This is a genomic window from Stenotrophomonas sp. SORGH_AS_0282 (genome assembly GCF_030818125.1).
In the GTDB taxonomy this organism is placed as follows: domain Bacteria; phylum Pseudomonadota; class Gammaproteobacteria; order Xanthomonadales; family Xanthomonadaceae; genus Stenotrophomonas; species Stenotrophomonas rhizophila_A.
Genome location: NZ_JAUTAB010000001.1, coordinates 1,046,433 through 1,064,900, shown reverse-complemented (window position 1 = coordinate 1,064,900; position 18,468 = coordinate 1,046,433). Strand labels below are relative to the sequence as shown.

Annotated in this window: 20 protein-coding genes and 1 tRNA gene; 10 read left to right on the top strand and 11 right to left on the bottom strand. The window is 65.9% G+C overall.

Features of this window, described 5'->3' with window-relative positions:
* The first annotated feature begins 84 nt into the window (after window positions 1–84).
* The 6 genes from QE395_RS04620 (at window position 85) to QE395_RS04595 (ending at window position 6,375) form a co-directional block, all read left to right on the top strand.
* On the top strand, window positions 85–648 hold the full coding sequence (locus QE395_RS04620; protein WP_068853733.1) for a Dps family protein: 564 nt from the start codon (window positions 85–87) through the stop codon (window positions 646–648).
* 78 nt (window positions 649–726) lie between these two features.
* Window positions 727–2,529 carry a DNA helicase RecQ gene (gene recQ, locus QE395_RS04615; RefSeq protein WP_095364350.1) on the top strand — a complete coding sequence of 601 codons (1,803 nt, stop codon included), beginning with the start codon at window positions 727–729 and terminating at the stop codon, window positions 2,527–2,529.
* A 92-nt stretch (window positions 2,530–2,621) separates the two neighbouring features.
* Complete coding sequence (locus QE395_RS04610) at window positions 2,622–3,005, top strand: CopL family metal-binding regulatory protein (protein ID WP_095364351.1); 384 nt, start codon at window positions 2,622–2,624, stop codon at window positions 3,003–3,005.
* A 102-nt stretch (window positions 3,006–3,107) separates the two neighbouring features.
* Entirely contained in the window at window positions 3,108–4,883 is a 1,776-nt protein-coding gene (locus QE395_RS04605; protein WP_095364352.1) for a copper resistance system multicopper oxidase, read from the top strand.
* Window positions 4,880–5,863, top strand: a complete 984-nt coding sequence (locus QE395_RS04600; protein WP_249832964.1) for a copper resistance protein B — start codon at window positions 4,880–4,882, stop codon at window positions 5,861–5,863. The genes QE395_RS04605 and QE395_RS04600 overlap by 4 nt, the downstream gene beginning before the upstream one ends.
* Complete coding sequence (locus QE395_RS04595) at window positions 5,863–6,375, top strand: GNAT family N-acetyltransferase (RefSeq protein WP_306987677.1); 513 nt, start codon at window positions 5,863–5,865, stop codon at window positions 6,373–6,375. The genes QE395_RS04600 and QE395_RS04595 overlap by 1 nt, the downstream gene beginning before the upstream one ends.
* Window positions 6,376–6,405: 30 nt before the next feature.
* On the opposite strand, the gene QE395_RS04590 is transcribed toward QE395_RS04595, so the two are convergent.
* Window positions 6,406–6,717 carry a zf-TFIIB domain-containing protein gene (locus tag QE395_RS04590; protein WP_093533758.1) on the bottom strand — a complete coding sequence of 104 codons (312 nt, stop codon included), beginning with the start codon at window positions 6,715–6,717 and terminating at the stop codon, window positions 6,406–6,408.
* Window positions 6,718–6,879: 162 nt separating this feature from the next.
* Between QE395_RS04590 and QE395_RS04585 the strand changes: the two genes are divergently transcribed.
* Window positions 6,880–7,281, top strand: a complete 402-nt coding sequence (locus tag QE395_RS04585; RefSeq protein WP_068853740.1) for a response regulator — start codon at window positions 6,880–6,882, stop codon at window positions 7,279–7,281.
* Between the two features lie 106 nt (window positions 7,282–7,387).
* Entirely contained in the window at window positions 7,388–8,050 is a 663-nt protein-coding gene (locus tag QE395_RS04580; RefSeq protein WP_249832965.1) for a DUF3011 domain-containing protein, read from the top strand.
* A 41-nt stretch (window positions 8,051–8,091) separates the two neighbouring features.
* Here QE395_RS04580 and QE395_RS04575 read toward each other — a convergent pair whose 3' ends face one another.
* The gene (locus QE395_RS04575) at window positions 8,092–8,772 is read right to left on the bottom strand and encodes an MliC family protein (protein ID WP_249832966.1); all 681 of its coding nucleotides are present in this window, start codon (window positions 8,770–8,772) and stop codon (window positions 8,092–8,094) included.
* Between the two features lie 73 nt (window positions 8,773–8,845).
* Entirely contained in the window at window positions 8,846–9,736 is an 891-nt protein-coding gene (locus QE395_RS04570) for an NAD(P)-dependent oxidoreductase (RefSeq protein ID WP_249832967.1), read from the bottom strand.
* A gap of 512 nt (window positions 9,737–10,248) precedes the next feature.
* Between QE395_RS04570 and QE395_RS04565 the strand changes: the two genes are divergently transcribed.
* A complete protein-coding gene (locus QE395_RS04565; protein ID WP_176472694.1) occupies window positions 10,249–11,340 on the top strand; it encodes an acyltransferase in 1,092 nt (363 codons plus the stop codon).
* 260 nt (window positions 11,341–11,600) lie between these two features.
* Window positions 11,601–12,173, top strand: a complete 573-nt coding sequence (locus QE395_RS04560) for a hypothetical protein (protein ID WP_141236287.1) — start codon at window positions 11,601–11,603, stop codon at window positions 12,171–12,173.
* A 215-nt stretch (window positions 12,174–12,388) separates the two neighbouring features.
* Here the strand turns inward: QE395_RS04560 and QE395_RS04555 are convergent.
* The 8 genes from QE395_RS04555 to tolR all read right to left on the bottom strand — a co-directional run bounded on the left by QE395_RS04555 (window position 12,389) and on the right by tolR (window position 18,451).
* A tRNA-Lys gene (locus QE395_RS04555) sits at window positions 12,389–12,464 on the bottom strand.
* A 71-nt stretch (window positions 12,465–12,535) separates the two neighbouring features.
* Window positions 12,536–13,201, bottom strand: a complete 666-nt coding sequence (gene queC, locus QE395_RS04550) for a 7-cyano-7-deazaguanine synthase QueC (protein ID WP_095364360.1) — start codon at window positions 13,199–13,201, stop codon at window positions 12,536–12,538.
* Between the two features lie 75 nt (window positions 13,202–13,276).
* Window positions 13,277–13,975 (bottom strand): 7-carboxy-7-deazaguanine synthase QueE, encoded by a 699-nt coding sequence (gene queE / locus QE395_RS04545; RefSeq protein ID WP_095364361.1) that lies wholly within the window; start codon window positions 13,973–13,975, stop codon window positions 13,277–13,279.
* Window positions 13,976–14,091: 116 nt separating this feature from the next.
* Window positions 14,092–14,910, bottom strand: a complete 819-nt coding sequence (ybgF, locus tag QE395_RS04540; RefSeq protein ID WP_095364362.1) for a tol-pal system protein YbgF — start codon at window positions 14,908–14,910, stop codon at window positions 14,092–14,094.
* A 3-nt stretch (window positions 14,911–14,913) separates the two neighbouring features.
* On the bottom strand, window positions 14,914–15,429 hold the full coding sequence (gene pal / locus QE395_RS04535; protein ID WP_068853749.1) for a peptidoglycan-associated lipoprotein Pal: 516 nt from the start codon (window positions 15,427–15,429) through the stop codon (window positions 14,914–14,916).
* Between the two features lie 65 nt (window positions 15,430–15,494).
* Entirely contained in the window at window positions 15,495–16,817 is a 1,323-nt protein-coding gene (gene tolB / locus QE395_RS04530; protein ID WP_068853750.1) for a Tol-Pal system beta propeller repeat protein TolB, read from the bottom strand.
* Window positions 16,818–16,971: 154 nt separating this feature from the next.
* Entirely contained in the window at window positions 16,972–18,033 is a 1,062-nt protein-coding gene (tolA, locus tag QE395_RS04525) for a cell envelope integrity protein TolA (RefSeq protein ID WP_095364363.1), read from the bottom strand.
* A complete protein-coding gene (tolR, locus tag QE395_RS04520; RefSeq protein ID WP_068853752.1) occupies window positions 18,023–18,451 on the bottom strand; it encodes a protein TolR in 429 nt (142 codons plus the stop codon). The genes tolA and tolR overlap by 11 nt, the downstream gene beginning before the upstream one ends.
* Window positions 18,452–18,468: the final 17 nt, after the last annotated feature.

The following is an 18,468-nucleotide window of genomic DNA, read 5'->3' as shown; positions in this document are numbered from 1 at the left end:
GGATCGTTTAGAACTTATGAGTACAACTGAAGGTTAGTCTGACTTATTGTGAAGGCCATCCCATCCAACACGAGGATTTCCCCCATGGCGAAGACCAAGACCCCGGCCAAACCCAAGGCCGCCAAGCCCCAGGGCGCCAAACTGAAGCTGGCAGCAGCGGCGCCCTCGGCCCCGAACATTGATATCGGGATCAAGGAAGCGGATCGCAAGAAGATTGCCGAGGGCCTGTCGGCCTTCCAGGCAGACGCGTTCACGCTCTACCTGAAGACCCACAACTTCCATTGGAACGTGACGGGCTCGATGTTCAACTCGCTGCACCTGATGTTCGAGACCCAGTACACCGAACAGTGGGCGGCCCTGGACGACGTGGCTGAACGCATCCGCGCCCTGGGCTTCAACGCGCCGGGCTCCTACCGCGAGTTCGCCGCCCTGACCTCGATCGCCGAGGAACCGGGCCTGACCGACAGCGCGGACTGGCGTGAGATGGTACGCCAGTTGGTCGCCGCCAACGAGGCCGTGTGCCGGACCGCCCGCAAGGTGCTGGACGTGGCCGACGACGCCGACGACGCCCCGACCGAAGACCTGATGACCCAGCGCCTGCAGACCCACGAGAAGTACGCCTGGATGCTCCGCTCGCTCCTGCAGTAACGCCGGCCCCGTTCCCCCGATGCTCCATCGGGGGAATTCCGGACGGGGAACGCTCCCCGGAACCGGTAAACTAGGGCGATGTCTTCCCGCCCCGCGCACGAACTGCTGCACCGCATCTTTGGTTACGACGATTTCCGCGGTCCGCAGCAGGCGATCGTCGAGCATGTCGCGGCCGGTAATGACGCGCTTGTGCTGATGCCCACCGGCGGCGGCAAGTCGCTGTGCTACCAGGTGCCTTCCCTGCTGCGCGAGGGCACCGGCATCGTCATCTCGCCGCTGATCGCGCTGATGCAGGACCAGGTGGAAGCCTTGCGCCAGCTGGGCGTGCGCGCCGAATACCTGAATTCGACCCTGGATGGCGAAACCGCCGCCCGGGTAGAGCGCGAGCTGGCCGCCGGCGAGCTGGAACTGCTGTACGTCGCGCCCGAGCGGCTGCTCACCGGCCGTTTCCTGTCCCTGCTGGCGCGCAGCCGCATTGCCCTGTTCGCCATCGACGAAGCCCATTGCGTCTCGCAGTGGGGCCACGATTTCCGGCCTGAATACCGCCAGCTCACCGTTCTGCACGAGCGCTGGCCGGACGTGCCGCGCATCGCGCTGACCGCCACCGCCGACCCGCCGACCCAGCGCGAGATCGCCGAGCGGCTGGACCTGACCAATGCCCAGCACTTCGTCAGCTCCTTCGACCGGCCCAACATCCGCTACACCGTGGTACAGAAGGACAACGCCAAGCGCCAGCTGCTGGATTTCCTGCGCGGCCACCGCGATGAAGCGGGCATCGTCTACTGCATGTCGCGGCGCAAGGTCGAGGAAACCGCCGAGTTCCTGTGCAAGGAGGGCATGAATGCCCTGCCCTACCACGCCGGCCTGCCGGCCGAGGTGCGCGCGGCCAACCAGCGCCGCTTCCTGCGCGAAGACGGCATCGTGATGTGCGCCACCATCGCCTTCGGCATGGGCATCGACAAGCCCGACGTGCGCTTCGTGGCGCATACCGACCTGCCCAAGTCGATGGAAGGCTACTACCAGGAAACCGGCCGCGCCGGCCGCGATGGCGAACCGGCCGAAGCCTGGCTCTGCTATGGCCTGGGCGACGTGGTACTGCTCAAGCAGATGATCGAGCAGTCCGAGGCGGGCGAAGAGCGCAAGGCGCTGGAACGCTCCAAGCTCGACCACCTGCTGGGCTACTGCGAATCCATGCAGTGCCGCCGCCAGGTGCTGCTGGCCGGGTTCGGCGAAACCTATCCGCAGCCGTGCGGCAACTGCGACAACTGCCTGCAACCACCCGATGCCTGGGATGCCAGCGTGGCCGCGCAGAAGGCGCTGAGCTGCGTGTACCGCAGTGGCCAGCGCTTTGGCGTGGGCCACCTGATCGACATCCTGCGCGGCGGCGAGAACGACAAGATCCGCCAGTTCGGCCATACCGAACTGAGCACCTACGGCATCGGCAAGGATCTTGATGCCCGCACCTGGCGCAGCGTGTTCCGCCAGCTGGTGGCCGCCGGCCTGCTGGAAGTGGACAGCGACGCCTACGGCGGCCTGCGCCTGACCGACGGCAGCCGCCAGGTGCTCAAGGGCGAGCGCAAGGTGATGATGCGCCGCGAAAGCCCCAGGACCCGCGAACGCGAGCGCGGCGGCCAGCGCACCGGCCTGTCGGTGCTGCCGCAGGACCTGGCCCTGTTCAACGCCCTGCGCGGCCTGCGTGCCGAGCTGGCGCGCGAGCAGAACGTGCCGGCCTTCGTGATCTTCCACGACAGCACCCTGCGCAACATCGCCGAACAGCGCCCCACCAGCATCGATGCGCTGGGCCGCGTGGGCGGCATCGGTGGCACCAAGCTGTCCCGCTACGGCGAGCGGCTGGTCGAGATTGTCCGCGAAGAAGGCTGATGCGCGCGCGCCCAGCCAGACCCACGTCCAACGTTGAACCTGCCGTTCAGGCACAGGTGCGTGGTGCGCGCTTTGGCGGTAAGGTGGCGCCCATGTCCGCCGGTGGCCTGCTCCTGCGAGTGGTATTGATGCTCAGCCTGTTGCTCAACGGGCTGAACGCGGCCATGGCCGGCCCCATGGTGCTGGCGATGGCCACGCCCGCCGCTGCCGAAGACGCACCCGCGCCGCCCTGCCATGGCCAGGAGCATGCCGCCCTGCACGGTGCCCCGGCCGAACCGCCGGCCCAGGCACCGGACGACAGCGAGCACTGCCGGATCAAGGACTGCCTGCGCAACTGCGCCCAGCAGCCCAGCCTGACCGTGCAGGTCGCCTGGATTCCGGTACCCCCGCCGCCGTCGCCGGTGCTGCTGCAGGTTGCCCACCCGTCCCTGCCCAGCCCGCCGCTGGACCGTATCACCCGCCCTCCCATCGCCTGAGCGCGCGTTCGCCACGAACGCCTGCGTAACGCGATGCCGTGCTGACGCACGCGCGTCCTGCTGGCACCTGCGCGTGCCCCTCGGATCCGATTCGGAGTTGCAATGTCACACCCCTCTTCCCCCGGCGCGGGCGCCCCGCCCGTACCGTCGCGACGCCTGTTCGTGCAGGGCCTGGCTGCCGGCGGCGTGGTTGCCGGCCTGGCAGGCGCCGTGCCCGCGCGCGCCCTGGCCAACGCCGCCCCCCGCGTGGCTACCGCCCCGCAGGTGCTCAGCGGCCAGCAGTTCCAGCTGAGCATCGGCGAATCACTGGCCAACTTCACCGGCCGCACCCGCCCGGCGATCACCGTCAACGGCAGCCTGCCCGCACCGATCCTGCGCTGGCGCGAAGGCGACACCGTCAACGTGCGCGTGGCCAACGCCCTGCAGGGGCACCCCACCTCCATCCACTGGCACGGCATCCTGCTGCCGGCCAACATGGACGGCGTGCCCGGCCTGAGCTTCAACGGCATCGCCCCGGGCGAGGCCTACCAGTACCGGTTCACCCTCAAGCAGTCCGGCACTTACTGGTACCACAGCCATTCCATGTTCCAGGAACAGGCCGGCCTGTACGGCGCGCTTATCATCGACCCGCTGCAGCCGGCCCCTTACCGGTTCGACCGCGAGCACGTGATCCTGCTGTCGGACTGGACCGACATGGACCCCGGCGCGCTGTTCCGGCGCATGAAGAAGCTCGCCGAGCACGACAACTACTATAAGCGCACGCTGCCCGATTTCCTGCGCGACGTGCGCCGCGATGGCTGGAGCGCGGCCACCGCCGACCGCGGCATGTGGGGAAGGATGCGGATGACCCCCACCGACATCTCCGACATCAATGCCCACACCTACACCTACCTGCTCAACGGCACCGCCCCGGCCGGCAACTGGACCGGGCTGTTCCGCAGCGGCGAAAAGGTGCTGCTGCGCTTCATCAACGGCGGTTCGATGACCTACTTCGACGTGCGCATTCCCGGCCTGAAGATGACCGTGGTCGCCGCCGACGGGCAGTACATCCACCCGGTGAGCATCGATGAATTCCGCATCGCACCGGCGGAAACCTTCGATGTGATCGTCGAGCCCACTGGGCAGGATGCGTTCACCATCTTCTGCCAGGACATGGGCCGTACCGGCTACGCCGCCGGCACCCTGGCCGTGCGCCACGGGCTGCAGGCACCGATCCCAGCGCGCGACCCACGCCCGCTGCTGACCATGAGCGACATGGGGCATGACATGGGTGGCATGGGCCACGACATGAAAGGCATGGAAGGCGGCTGCGGCGCCAATATGGGCCACGCCGGCCATGGCAGCGCCGGTAAGGCACCGCGCCACGCGCCGAGCGAGAACGGCAACCCGCTGGTCGACATGCAGGGCGCGGCCACCGAGCCCAAGCTCGACGACCCGGGCATCGGCCTGCGCGACAACGGCCGCCAGGTGCTCACCTATGGCGCGATGCGTAGTCTGTTCGAGGATCCCGATGGGCGCGAGCCGTCGCGCGAGGTCGAACTTCACCTCACCGGCCACATGGAAAAATTCAGCTGGTCGTTCGATGGCATTCCGTTTGCCAGCGCCGAACCGCTGCGCCTGAACTACGGCGAGCGCATGCGCATCGTGCTGGTCAACGACACCATGATGCAGCACCCCATCCACCTGCACGGGGTGTGGAGCGACCTGGAAAACGCCGACGGCGAATTCCAGGTGCGCAAGCACACCATCGACATGCCGCCCGGCACCCGCCGCAGCTACCGCGTGCGCGCCGACGCGCTGGGCCGCTGGGCCTACCACTGCCACCTGCTGTACCACATGGAAGCTGGGATGATGCGCGAAGTGAGGATCGAAGAATGAAGATGCTCACCGTTGCCCTTCTAAGCGCCATCGCCGGGCCGGCGTGGGCGCAGTCGCATGCGCACGCACACACCGATGCAGCACCCGCGGCTGCACCGGCCGCGGCCGACCATTCGAAGATGGACCACTCGAAGATGGACCACTCGAATATGGATCATTCAGCGATGGACCAATCGACCATGGATCACGGCGGCGTCGACCACCCGCAGATGGATCACTCGACGATGGATCACGCCGCGATGGGCCATGGCACCGCGCCGGTTGCTCCGCGCGAACCCATTCCCGAAGTCACCGACGCCGACCGAGCGGCCGCCTTCCCACCCATCAACCATGATGCGATGGAGCACGCACCGAATGTGCACAGCCTGCTGCTGATCAATCGGCTGGAACACTGGGATGGCCAGCACGGCACCGGCCAGGCCTGGGAAGCCGGCGGCTGGGTCGGCGGCAACATCAACCGCCTATGGGTACGCAGCGAAGGCGAACGCAGCGGCGGGCGCACGGAGTCGTCCGATCTCGAAGTGCTGTACGGGCGCAGCGTGTCACCGTGGTGGGACGTGCTGGTGGGCGTGAAGCAGGACTTCCGGCCGGCGGACTCGCGCACCTGGGCCGCGTTCGGCATCCAGGGCCTGGCCCCGTACAAGTTCGAAACCTCGGCGACGGCGTATGTCGGCGAAGGCGGACAGCTGGCTGCCACGGTGGAGGTCGAGTACGAGCTGCTGCTCACCAACCGGCTGATCCTGCAGCCACTGGTGGAGGCCACGCTCGCCGCCAGGGACGAGCCCGAGCACGGCATGGGTGCGGGCCTGAACAAGGCCGAGGCCGGGTTGCGCCTGCGCTACGAGTTCAGCCGCCGCTTCGCCCCGTACATCGGTGTCAGCCACGAGCGCCTGTTCGGTGACACGGCCGATTACCACCAGGCCGCCGGCGAGCACACCCGTGACACCCGCTGGGTGGCCGGGGTGCGGGTCTGGTTCTGATGGCACTGCAGATCCGCCGTGCAACGCCTGCCGATGCAGAGCTGCTCTCTGCATTGGCCATGGCCACCTACACAGAGACCTTCGGCGACTCGTATCCGCCGCAGGACCTGCGCGACTTCCTCGACGCGCACTACTCACCTGCACCCCAGCGTCGTGAGCTGGAAGATCCGCTCAGCGCCGCATTGCTGCTGTTCGATGGCGAGCAGGCCATCGGCTACCTCGCGGCCGGGCCGAACAGCCTGGCCCATGCACTGGCGACGGAAGGTGATATCGAACTGAAGCGGCTGTACGTGCACGCCAGCCACCAAGGCGGCGGCCACGGCGCACGGCTGATGGACGCGTTGCTGGACTGGCTGGACCAGCCCCGGCGCCGCACGCTGTGGGTGGGCGTGTGGTCGGAGAACTTCGGCGCGCAGCGCTTCTACGCGCGCTACGGCTGTGTGCAGGTAGGCAGCTACGAATTCCCGGTAGGCGACAGCCGCGACCTGGAATTCATCCTGCGCCGGCCCTGAGCAGGACCGGCGCGCGGACCGCGTGGGCGATCAGAAATCGAACAGGTCGGACAGGAAGCTTTCCTTCTTCTTCTTGCGGTAGCCCTGGCCATCGCCATAGTGCTGCTGGCCAAGGTGGCGCGTGTCGCGGTGCTGCACCTGCGGGTGGACCTGCTGCGGCGGCGGAGGCGGCGCGGCGGCACGCACCGGGGCGGGCGCGGCGGCACCGGCCGAGCGCTCGATGATCTTGTCCAGCTCACCACGGTCCAGCCACACGCCCCGGCATTGCGGGCAGTAATCGATTTCGATGCCCTGGCGCTCGGACATCACCAGCGCTTGGGTCGTACATACGGGGCATTGCATCGATTTGGCTCCATTCGGGGTCAGATCTCGACTGTACCGTGGCCTACCTGACCCGCGCACAACAGAACAACGTTCGGCTGAAGGTTTTTGCACGATCCCCTCACCTTCTGCTGCCCATACTGCCGCGCCTTTCCACCCAAACCCTGCAGGGGAACCCGCGTCATGCTGTTGTCCAAGCGCCATGTTGCACCGCGCGTGCTGTTGATCGAAGACACCGAAGACACCCGTGAACTGAGCCGCATGGCGCTGGAAAGCCAGGCCTGCGACGTGGCCGCCGTCAGCTCGGCCGAAGCCGCCTTGGGCCTGCTGCAGGCCGGCGAGCGCTTCGACCTCGTATTCACCGACGTCTGCCTCGGCGGGCTGAGCGGCATTGAAGCTGCCCACCGCATCCGCCAGCACCAGCCCAGCCTGCCGGTACTGGTCACCTCCGGCCTGCAGCCGGACCGGGTCACCCCGCAACTGGCGCCGGGCATTCATTTCCTGCCCAAGCCTTATTCGATGAGCGAGCTGCTGGATGCGATCCGCGCCTGCTTCGGCGACCAGGATGTGGATCGGGCGGCCTGAGCCCGGAAGCCGACAGGGCGCGCTGGCCGCGCCCTGCTTTCATCAGGATTTCATCAAGCCCTGCGCATCGTTCGGCAAGTGAACCTCCCTTGCCGGAATCCTGATCATGCAGACCCGATTGCTGCTTGGCACGCCCCTGCTGCTGCTGGCCACGCTGACCGACGTGCGCGCGGATGACTTTGTCACCTGCGAAAGCCGCGATAACCGCTACCAGTCCTGTCCTTTGCCCTACGCCGGCTATGTCACGCTGGACCGCAAGTTGTCCGGCGCAGATTGCCGCCAGGGGCGCAGCTGGGATTATGACCGCCGCAATGTGTGGGTAGACGACGGCTGCCGCGCCTCGTTCCGGGTGCGCGGCGATGATCGCCACCATGACCGCGACGACGACAACCATGATGCGAAGGTGGCGGCCGGCGTGCTGGTCGGTGCGGCAATCCTGGGCGCGCTGGTGCACAACGCGAACAAGCAGGACGAGCGCTACAACGACGACAACTACCAGGGCGCGCGTCATACCTCGTACGTGCCGCAGTGGATGGTGGGCGAGTTCGAGGGCTACAACCCGATGTACAACACCGACATCCGCATGCGCATCGAAGCCGATGGCCGGATGTCGGCACAGGCCAGCGGACAGAACCTGTCGGGCTGGGTCAATGGCGGCCAGCTCAACGTGGGCAGCAGCGTGTTCGACATCAACCAGAGCCGCGATGGCTTCGTCACCACCGAAGTGGGCGATCGTCAGAACGAAGTGCGCTACCGCCGCGTACGCTGAGCGGTGTGTTGGTGCCGGCCTGTGCCGGCACCCACTTCACTTTACCTGCCCGCCGCCTTGCAACTCAGGCGCGTGCCGTAGAACTCCAGCGTGGCCTCGCCCTGGTGTTCCCAGAACTCCACGCCCTCGCGGGTGTAACGGCTGCCACTGGCTGACGGTGCCGCAAACGCGATGGCCTGGTCACGGCCCAACCGAATGACGGCAACCTGCGGGTCAAGCTCGTTGTAGAACACCACCGAGAGCGGCTTGCTGGCGTCATCGCATTGATACTGCGTCGCGGCCGGTCCCGGCCCAGTGGCCGCGGCCAGCCGGAGCTCGACGATGCGGGTCTGGTACGACTCAAGCAGGCAGCGGTTGGCGTCCACCGCCTGCCAGCAGGCATCGCGGCCCTTGATCCAGCCGCGCTGTTCAGCGGCCACGTCAAGCTCGCCCGGACCGGTCTGCGCCGCCTTGTACAGCCCGGCCAGCTCCCGATCCAATGCGGACAACCGTGCGTCACCGCATACGGTCTTCTCCGCATCCGAGCCGGCCTTGGCGCAATCGAACGACGGGCCCTCGGAGCCCGCCGCCGGCAGCGCGGCTGGCACTGGTGCCGGCTTCGGCGATTCGGCCGCGGCCTCGCTCGTAGCAGGCGCGGTGGGGGCAGCCGTCGTATCGGTCGGCGTGGGTTTGCAGGCCGCCAGCGCCAGTGCGCCCAGGCCGATCAGGACAAAACGGTTCATGGCACCTCCACAGCGCCTGCTGCTCAATCTACCTAGTCTGCGCCATGCCGCGCTCAGGCGGCGTGTAAGTACGCTATTCAATGGTGCAGTCATCGACGCGGGCGGTATCGGGCAGGACTTCGATACTGCCCACCGCCAACTGCTCCAGGATCGTTTCAGGCCCGCGCCAGCTGCGCCATTGCAAGCCGACACTGGCGGCGTGCGCGTCGTGGATGCGATCCACCACCGGCAGTGACCAGCCGCGACGGTCGTACTCGGCCAGCCATTGCGGGCACCGCTGGGCCAGAACGTCACGCGGGTGCGTCACCAGCGCCTCGCAATCCTCCCGCTGGAACGGCGTCCAGCCACTGACCAGGTAACGCTGGAACGCCGGGCCGTCGTTGGTCAGCGCAGCCACATGGGCGTCCGCCACGTCTCGCACATCGATGCCGCGATGCAACCGGTACAGCATCATGCGTTCCGGCGGCTCCGGGAAGCAGCGCGACATCCGGATCACGCGCACATCAAGGTCGGGGCCAGCGGCCTCTTCCAGCCACTGTTCGGCGGCCAGCTTGGAGCGGTGGTAAACGGTGCGGGGCTGGGGCGTGGTCTGCTCATCCACCCAGGTGCAACGCCCCGGCACGATGGCGTGCCCGTACAGCGCGGTGGTGCTGGTGAACACCAGCCGCCGCACGCCCGCCTCGCGCGCCAGCATCGCCAGCGTGCGGGTGCCTTCCACGTTGATGCGCTGGAATTCGCTGTCGCTGAAAAGGCCCACATGCGGCGCGTGCAACGCAGCGGCATGGATGACCGCATCCACGCCTTGCAGGGCTTTGGCCAGCATCCGGGTATCGGTGAAATCGGCCACGTGACGCGTGGTCGCAAAGGGGCTCCGGTCAATGCCCACCACCTCGTGGCGGGCGGCCAGGGCGCCAAAGATGGCGCGACCTACCCGGCCTGAACTTCCTGTCAGGAGAATCTTCACTGGAGAGCACATGTCAGCGCCCGGGAGCTACCGGGATGCAACAAGTGTAGTAGAGCCACGCCCTGCGTGGCTGGATTCATGCCGCAACCAGCCCAAGCGCCTTCGGCGGCAGACCCCATCATCACACCTGCCCCAGCGTCAGAACCGGAAGTTCACACCAGTGTAGAAAATCCGGCCGGCGTTGTCGTACTGCGCGCTGCTACTTACCCGGCCGCTCAAGCCTCGCCATTCAGGGAAGCGACATTCGAATCAAGGGCGGCATTCACGCAGCAAATAAAACTGGATAACTCCCAGATGCGTCCACTGACGTTCGATATCGTGCTCTCCGTCGCTCTTCGAGCGCGTGGCCACGTCGGAAGCGTCAGGGTCTGTTCCCAGCGTCCGAATCGACTGCGGAAAATCGCGTCCTAGCGATGTGCTGACGCGATACCAGGGAACATGCTTTTGAACTGCTTCCGGTCAGAACCGGCCCGCCCCGCCGCCTGCGTCTCATTACCGGCTCAGGCACGCACGTGAAGTCAAAGAGCCAAACTGTCACCCTTGCGGGCGAGCGCTTCGAATCGCTGCAGGCGTTGCGTGCCATCGCCGCGGTGGCAGTACTCATCTTTCATCTTCGCTTCGTGGAACTCCGCTACCTGGAAGGTCATGCGCTGCTCGACTGGCTGGGCCGAAACGCCGACGCGGGCGTCGATCTCTTCTTCGTGCTCTCCGGATTCGTGATGGCCAGCATCTCCCGGGGCAAAGGGTCCGGACCAAGCGCGGCGCGCGACTTCCTGACGCAGCGGGCGTGGCGCGTAGTCCCCCTGTACTGGATGTTCACCACACTGGTGGTGTTGCTGATGTCGGTCGCCCCCGCCATGGTGAACAGCTCCTACGCCGACCAGAGCATCGCTGCTTCGTATCTCTTGATCCCACACCAACAGCTGCCGGTGCTGGCGGTGGGGTGGACGCTTGTTCATGAAGCCTACTTCTACCTGGTCTTCTCGCTTGCGCTGGCGCTCGCCTATGGAACCCGGCAACGACTCAGCCTCTTCGCCATGGCATGGGGAAGTCTCGTCGGATTCGGCTATTGGCAGGGATTTGATGAAGGAGCGCCAACGGCATCGGTCGTCTTCAGCCCTCTGACGTTTGAGTTCCTGGCAGGTGTACTGACGGGGCTGCACTGGCGCCGCATTCCGCCTCGATTCGGATCTCTATTGTTCATTACCGGTCTCGGCGTGTTGTTGTTGGCGGCTGCGCTGTTACCCCCATCGGATTCCGAGTTCAACGCCCCATTGCGGCGCGTGATCCATCTAGGCCTGGGAAGTGCATTGCTGATCGCTGGATCGGCATTGCTCGAGACGTCTGGCCACCGCCCGAACCGACTGCTCATCGAGCTGGGAGATGCCTCCTATTCCCTGTACCTGTCCCACATCTTCGTTATATCCGCCATCGGTCGAATGTGGGGCCACTTCCTACCTTCGGCGCATTGGCTCAATCATGGTTTTTTCCTGCTCTTCACCGTCTTCGTTGCGTGCCTCTCCGGCAACCTGATCCACAAACGAATTGAGCGACCACTTCTCGATCTTCGCTATCGATGGAAGGCTGCTGGAACATTCCGCTGATGCCTGGACCGCATCGCTTCCGGAGAATGTTCGATGACCTTGCGCAAGATGTCGCGACCAGCATTATTTCGCTTCTGGTGCTTCACCCCAAACAGTGTTTAAGCTCACTTCCGCACCGTGCGCCGGCTTCCGTTTTTGTACATCGGCGACTTATTTGATGGCGTCCGAGACGAATCTGCGAACCCGGTCATTCGGAGCACGAAATCGACTACCTACGATTCTGGCGCGGGAACGGATCCCGCAAACCAACAGGATGATTCATGACAAGGTCCTTTTTGGCCCTCGCAACTCTGCTCGCCGGTGTCGGCATCACATCTACGACCGCATCGGCCAGTCAAGGAGATGATCTCCAGGCTCCCAACAACCAGGGTCTACACGTGCCCGCTGCGGGAATTATGGCAGGCACCCTTTCCCTGCCTGACGGGGCAAGCCTGAGGGAGATCACCAGGCTTTACAACGGCAGGGCGGAGCGACATGCGACGCTTCACTTTTTCCCGGACAACTGGGACCAGTTTGGCTGGCGAGCCGAAGGCTCTCTGGGTTTCATTTCAGGCGCGCCCTTCTCCAACTCAAAACCCCTCTACGCCTGCGCGCTCTGGGGGTACACCGAGGCGTACTTCACGTCACCGGATCCGAACTGCGAAGGGCAGTTCCTCACCACCTTCGGCATGATCGGGTACATCAGCGATGTCCCGCTTCCTGATACGAAGCCCATCTATCGATGCAAGTACGTATTTGACAGGAAGCTGCGCCACTTCGACACGTTCTATCCGAATTGTGAAAATGTCCCGACCGGTTCCTTGGACTTTCTCATTGGCTACGTGTTCCTGTAGAGACGGACTGGCGAAACCACAGCCGGCTGAATATCCATCTCAAGCCGGTTGATGCAGGGCGGGACTGTGTCCCATGTCCCGCCTCTAGTCCTCGCCAACCTGCACTGTCGAGAGGTGTCTGATCTGGAGTTGACCAAATGAGAACATCACGCCGCCTCCTCAGGACTACAGTCACAAAAAAGGCGCCCATCGGGCGCCTAAGTCGTTGATGCAATTGGTGGGCCGTGATGGATTCGAACCATCGACCAAAAGATTAAAAGTCTTCTGCTCTACCGACTGAGCTAACGGCCCATTGCATGCCCCGACTTCGCGCCGGGGGTGCGCATTCTAACCCATCTTGCGGCGCAGGCGTAGCCCGGCGATCAGGCGTAGCGGGTCGGGTCGGCCACGCCGGCGTCGGCGAAGCCCTGTGCGCGCAGGCGGCAGGCGTCGCAGTGGCCGCAGGCGGCGCCGCTGTCGTCGGCGTTGTAGCAGGACACCGTAAGACCGAAATCCACGCCCAGGCGCACGCCTTCACGCACGATGTCTGCCTTGCTCAGGAACTGCAGCGGCGCGTGTACCTGGATGCCCGCCCCTTCCACGCCGGCCTTGGTGGCCAGGTTGGCCAAGGTCTGGAAGGCGCTGATGAACTCGGGGCGGCAGTCCGGGTAGCCGGAGTAATCCACGGCGTTGACGCCGCAGAAGATGTCGTTGGCGCCCAGCACTTCAGCCCAGCCCAGCGCGACCGAGAGCATGATGGTGTTGCGTGCCGGCACGTAGGTGACCGGAATGCCCTCGCCGCCCGCTTCGGGCACGTCGATGTCGTCGGTCAGCGCTGAGCCGCCGATGCTGCGCAGGTCCACGTTGACGGTCTTGTGCGCGACCGCGCCCAGCGCCTTGGCCACGGCCGCGGCGGCGTCCAGTTCGGAGGTGTGGCGCTGGCCGTAGCGCACGCTCAGCGCATGCACGGCAAAGCCCTGCTCGCGGGCCATGGCGACGACGGCGGCGGAATCCATGCCGCCGGACAGGAGGACAACTGCATTCTTCATGAGGGTGTTTCCGGTGGGTTGCGGGAAAGCCAGCACGCTGTCCCGCGCCGGTATATCAAGGGGCAACGAACGGGCTCAGCGGCCCGGTTCGTCGTCCCACAGAATCTTGTGCAGCTGCATCTGGAAGCGGACCGGCAGGCGATCTTCCACGATCCAGTCGGCCAGCTCGCGCGGGCTGACCTGGCCCTTGCTGGGCGAGAACAGCACCATCGAGCGCTCGTTCAAGCGGTGCTCGCGGACCATGCCCCGCGCCCAGTCGTAGTCCTCGCGGCTGCACAGCACGAACTTGATCTGGTCGCGGCGGGTCAGCAGCGGCAGGTTCTCCAAGCGGTTGCGTGCCATTTCGCCCGAACCGGGGGTCTTGAGGTCGACCACGCGCGACACCCGCGGGTCCACGCCGCCCACATCCAGCGCGCCGGAGGTTTCCAGAGAGACGTCCAGGCCGGCCTCGCAGAGCTTTTCAAGCAGCACCAGGCAGCGCTTCTGCGCCAGCGGCTCGCCACCGGTCACGCACACGTGGTGGACGCCCTGGGCCAGCACTTCGCGCACGATCTCGTCGATGTCCCACCAGGTGCCGCCGTGGAAGGCGTAGGCGGTGTCGCAGTAGGTGCAGCGCAGCGGGCAGCCGGTCAGGCGCACGAACACGGTCGGCCAGCCGGCGGTATCGGCTTCGCCCTGCAGGGAGGTGAAGATCTCGGTGATCTTCAGCCGTGGCAGGGGCGACTGCACGATCTCGCTGGGGAGCGCGGCGGCGGCGGACAGGGGGGTGGTCATCGTGGGCGTCTGGTGTGCGGTTACGGAAACGAGAGCAGCCAGGCAGGGCCTGGCTCTACGGTGCCCGAAACAGTCGGGCCAACCTTTGATTATACCGGCCTTGGCCGGTCGGGGCCTCAGCGGATCTGCTGGCCGAGGCGGATGGCCTGCAGACGGTCCTGCGCGGTGCGCGCGGCGTCCGAGCCGGGATAGGTGTTGACGACCTGCTCCAGGGTGGCCTGGGCTTCATCGATCCTGCCTTCGCCGTACTGGGAAAGGCCGATCTTCAACAGGCCACCAGAGGCCTTGTCGTGGGTCGGGTAACGCGCGATGAGGTCGCGGAACTGCGACTCGGCGAGCGGGAAATTGCGGGTGGCGTAGTAGCTTTCACCCAGCCAGTACAGCGCGTTGGGGGTGTAGACGCCATTGGGATAGAGCTCGAGGAAGCTCAGGAACAGCTGGGCCGAGTCGTCGTACTTGCCGGCCTTGAGCGAATCAAAGGCTACGTTGTACGCGGTACGCTCATCGCCACTGGCGGCAAGGCTGCCCGCGTCGCCGTGCACGGAGGGCGGCCGCTCGGTGGCGGCCACTGCCGGTGCGGCGGGCTTGGGGGCAACGGCCGGTGCATTCGCGGCCGGAGCGGCCGGAAGGATCGGGGCCGAGCCACCTTCAATACGGTTCAGACGCCCGTCCAGGTCCAGGTACTGGTCCTGCGAGGTCTGCTTGAGCTGGGCGTTTTCGTTCTGGAGCTGCTCAACCGTGCTCTGCAGCTGCTGGATCTGCTGCCGAAGCTGGTTGACCTGGTTCAACAGGTCCTGGTTGGAGCTGTTGTTGTAGGCCTGCTGCTCGAGCGCGCCAACGCGGTCGGCCAGGCTCTGCCGCTGGGCCTGCGCCGGTGCGGCAGCCACGAGGGCTGCCGCAACGACCAGCATCAGGGTTTTGATGCCGATGCGCATGGATTACTGCGCGGTGTAGACGATTTCGACGCGACGGTTCTGCGACCAGCAACCTTCGTTCGACTCGGTGCAGGTCGGACGCTCTTCACCGTAGGACACGACGGTGATCTGGCTGGCCGAACCACCGTTGGCCTGCAGCGCCGAGGACACGGCGTTGGCACGACGCTCACCCAGGGCCTGGTTGTAGGCGCGCGAACCGCGCTCGTCGGTGTGACCCTGCAGGGTCATGCGGGCCGACGGACGGTCACGCAGGTACTTGGCGTGGCAAGCCATCTGGGCCTGGAATTCCGGCTTGATTGCATCCTGGTCCAGGTCGAAGAACACAACGCGCTGGCGCAGGCAGGCGTCGGTGTCCAGGTCGCCCGGGCCGTACAGGCCGGAGGTCGACGGGCCGGTCGGCTGCGAGGTGCTGCCGGTGTCGACCGGAGCAGCAGGCTGTTCCTTGACCTTCTTGGAGCAACCGGCCAGAGCGGCCACGGACAGCAGGGAGACAAGCAAAACGCGGGTGGTCTTGTTCATGTAGTTACCTTTGAGGCTCCTAAAGCCGGATGTAGGGATGAATACGTGCGGATCTTAACACTCTGTTAGCGCTTTGTACGGTATGGCGACCAAGAAGGTTCGCGGACATCACCGTCGGCCAGTACCAGCCGCTGGCGCACGCGCGCATCAGCCGACACGGCATACAACACTCCACGACCACCCTCGCGGGCGGCATACAGCACCATGCTTGCGTTGGGCGCAAACGTGGGGGACTCGTCAAGCGAACCCGGCGACAGCGTGCTCCAGCGCGGCGAGCCCAGGCTGCTGTCCATCATCGCGATCTTGTAGGTATTGCCGCTGCCCTGCGCCACGACCAGCTTCTTGCCGTCATAGGACATGCTCGGGGTGGCGTTGTAGTTGCCCTGGAAGGTCACGCGCGAGGCGCTGCCACCACTGGAGGAGACCTGGTAGATCTGCGGGCGGCCGCCACGGTCGGAGGTGAAGTAGACGCTGGAACCGTCTGCGCTCCAGGTCGGCTCGGTGTCGATGGCGAAGTGGTTGGTGAGCTGGGTGAGCTGCTTGCTGCCCAGGTCCATCACGTAGATTTCCGGGTTGCCGCTGCGCGACAGCGACAGGGCCAGGCGGCGGCCGTCCGGGGAGAACGACGGGGCGCTGTTGATGCCGCGGAAGCTGGTGACCAGCTCACGGGCGCCGGTGGCGATGTTCTGGATGTAGATCGCCGAATTGCCGCGCTCGAAGCTGACGTACGCCAGGCGGTTGCCATCCGGGCTCCACGAGGGCGACAGCAGCGGTTCGGCCGAGCGCACGATGGTCTGCGGGTTGAAGCCGTCCGAATCGGCCACCATCAGCGCGTAGCGCATGGCATCGCCCTTGCCGCTGGCGGTGACATAGGCGATGCGGGTCCAGAAGGCGCCGCGCACACCGGTGATCTTTTCGTAGATGGCGTCGGCCATCTGGTGGGCGACGTCGCGCATGGCATTGCCGCGGGCGGTCATCGCCAGGCCCAGCAGGCGCTCGCCCTTGGGCACGTCATACAGCTCGTATTCGACGCGGTAGGCGCCGGCACCGGCGTCCATGACCCGGCCGACCACGATGTAGTTCTGCTTCAGCGCGCGCCAGGTGGCGAACTGGATCTCGCCGCCACGGGTGGGCTTTTCGACGATCTGCGCTTCGGGGAGGGTGCGGAACTGGCCCGAACGCTCCAGGTCGGCGCGAACCACCTGCGCCACGTCGGTCTGCGGGGCGGCGGCCGAGCCCTGGTAGGGCATGGGCACCACGGTGATGGGCAGCGCGGAGGCGTTGCCGCCGATGATGTCGATGTCCAGGCCCCTCTGCTGCGCAGCGGCGGCAAGTGGCAGGAACAACAAAGCCGCGAACACGGCAAACCAGCGAGGCATCTTCTTCATGGGCGCTCTATAGGGGGAAAACCAGAACGAGGGATAACAGCAGTGCGGTGAACGGTTTCGCAATCATGAACCAACCGGGTGTGAAATCCGAGTGGTCATGCCACGAAAAATCACGTGTCATTAACGAAACCGGGCACCGCTTGCCCGCCCGGGATCAGTTGTCCTGGGCGGTAAAGGTGAAGTTGAGCTGGCGCGAGAACACCTCTTCGAAGCCGCGGTACGGCAGCGGCTGGGCGTTGAGCACGGCGGCTTCGATCGAACGGCGGCCGGCCTCGTCGAACGGGCAATCCGGGCTGACCTTGGCCGAGTTCACGTTGCCGCCGGGCAGCTGCACGATCACGATCTTGCAGCGCTGGCCGAACGGCACGTTGTCCGGGCGGGTCCACGCCGCCAGCACCTTCTGCTGGATCGCTGCCGCGTATTTGGCACGCAGGTCGTCGCTGGTACCGCCGCCGCCGGCGGCCGGCTGGGCGGCGCCGCTGGAACCGGCGGTGGACTGCCCTGCGGCGGCACGCGCGGCAGCCAGCTGGCGCAGCTTCTGCTCGGCGAGCTTCGCTTCCTTCTCGGCGGCCTCGCGGCGGCTGCGGATCTCGGCGATCTTCTTCTGGCGCTCGGCTTCTGCCTTGACGTCGTTGGCCTTCTGCTCCTGCTCGGCCAGCTTCTTCTTCTGCGCGGCCTCTTCCTGCTGCTTGGCCAGGCGCAGTTTCTGCTCGGCCTCTTCCACGCGCTTGCGCTCGGTGAGGTCGATCTGCTCCTGGCGGCGCTTGGCTTCCTGCTCCTGCTTGGCCTTCTCGGCCGAGATCGACATCGCGTTGACCGCGGCCTGGTCGACCGTGTCGGGCTGGGCGATGCGTTCCTGGGCGTTTTGCTGCTGCGGGGTGGGCGCGTCCTGCGGGCGCGGCTCGGGCAGCGGCTGCGGCGGCGGCACGGTGTCTTCTTCCACCGGGATCGGCTCGGCCACCGGCTCGGGCAGGTCAGGCAGTTTTTCCGAGGCGCGCAGCGCCTGGCGTGCCGCAGCGGCTTCCGAGGCCGACAGCTGCAGGCTGGCTTCAATGGCCGGGTCGCCGGCGGCCGCTTCGGTGCTGCGCTGGGGTGACCACAGCCAGGCGGCGATGAACACCAGCGCGAGCAGCACGTGGACCAGGATCGCCAGGGCGATCGGCAGGCCCCACTCGCCTTCCGGCTGGCGCTGCGGTGGCAGGGCTTCAGCGTGCATCGGTCGCCAGGCCCACCTTTTCCACGTTGGCGCGCTTGATCACGTCCATCGCCGCGACCACCTTTTCATAGGCCACGGCCTTGTCGGCGGCCACGATCACGCGCAGGTTCTTGTCCTGTGCGGCGAGCGCGCCGAGCTGTGCCTGCAGCTGGCCGGCGTCCATCGGCGCCGGCTCCTTGGCTTCCGGCAGCTTCAGGCTGAGCTGGCCGTCCAGGCGCACCGAGACGATCACCGGGTCCTGCTTGCTCTCCAGCGCCTTGGCCTGCGAACTGGGCAGGTCCACTTCAAAGCTCAGGGTGAGCAGCGGCGCGGTGACCATGAAGATGATCAACAGCACCAGCATGACGTCGATGTACGGCACGACGTTGATTTCGGATTTGAGCTTGCGGCGCTTGCGGCGGCCGATGGCAGCGGTCATGGCGTGATCCTTGTGCT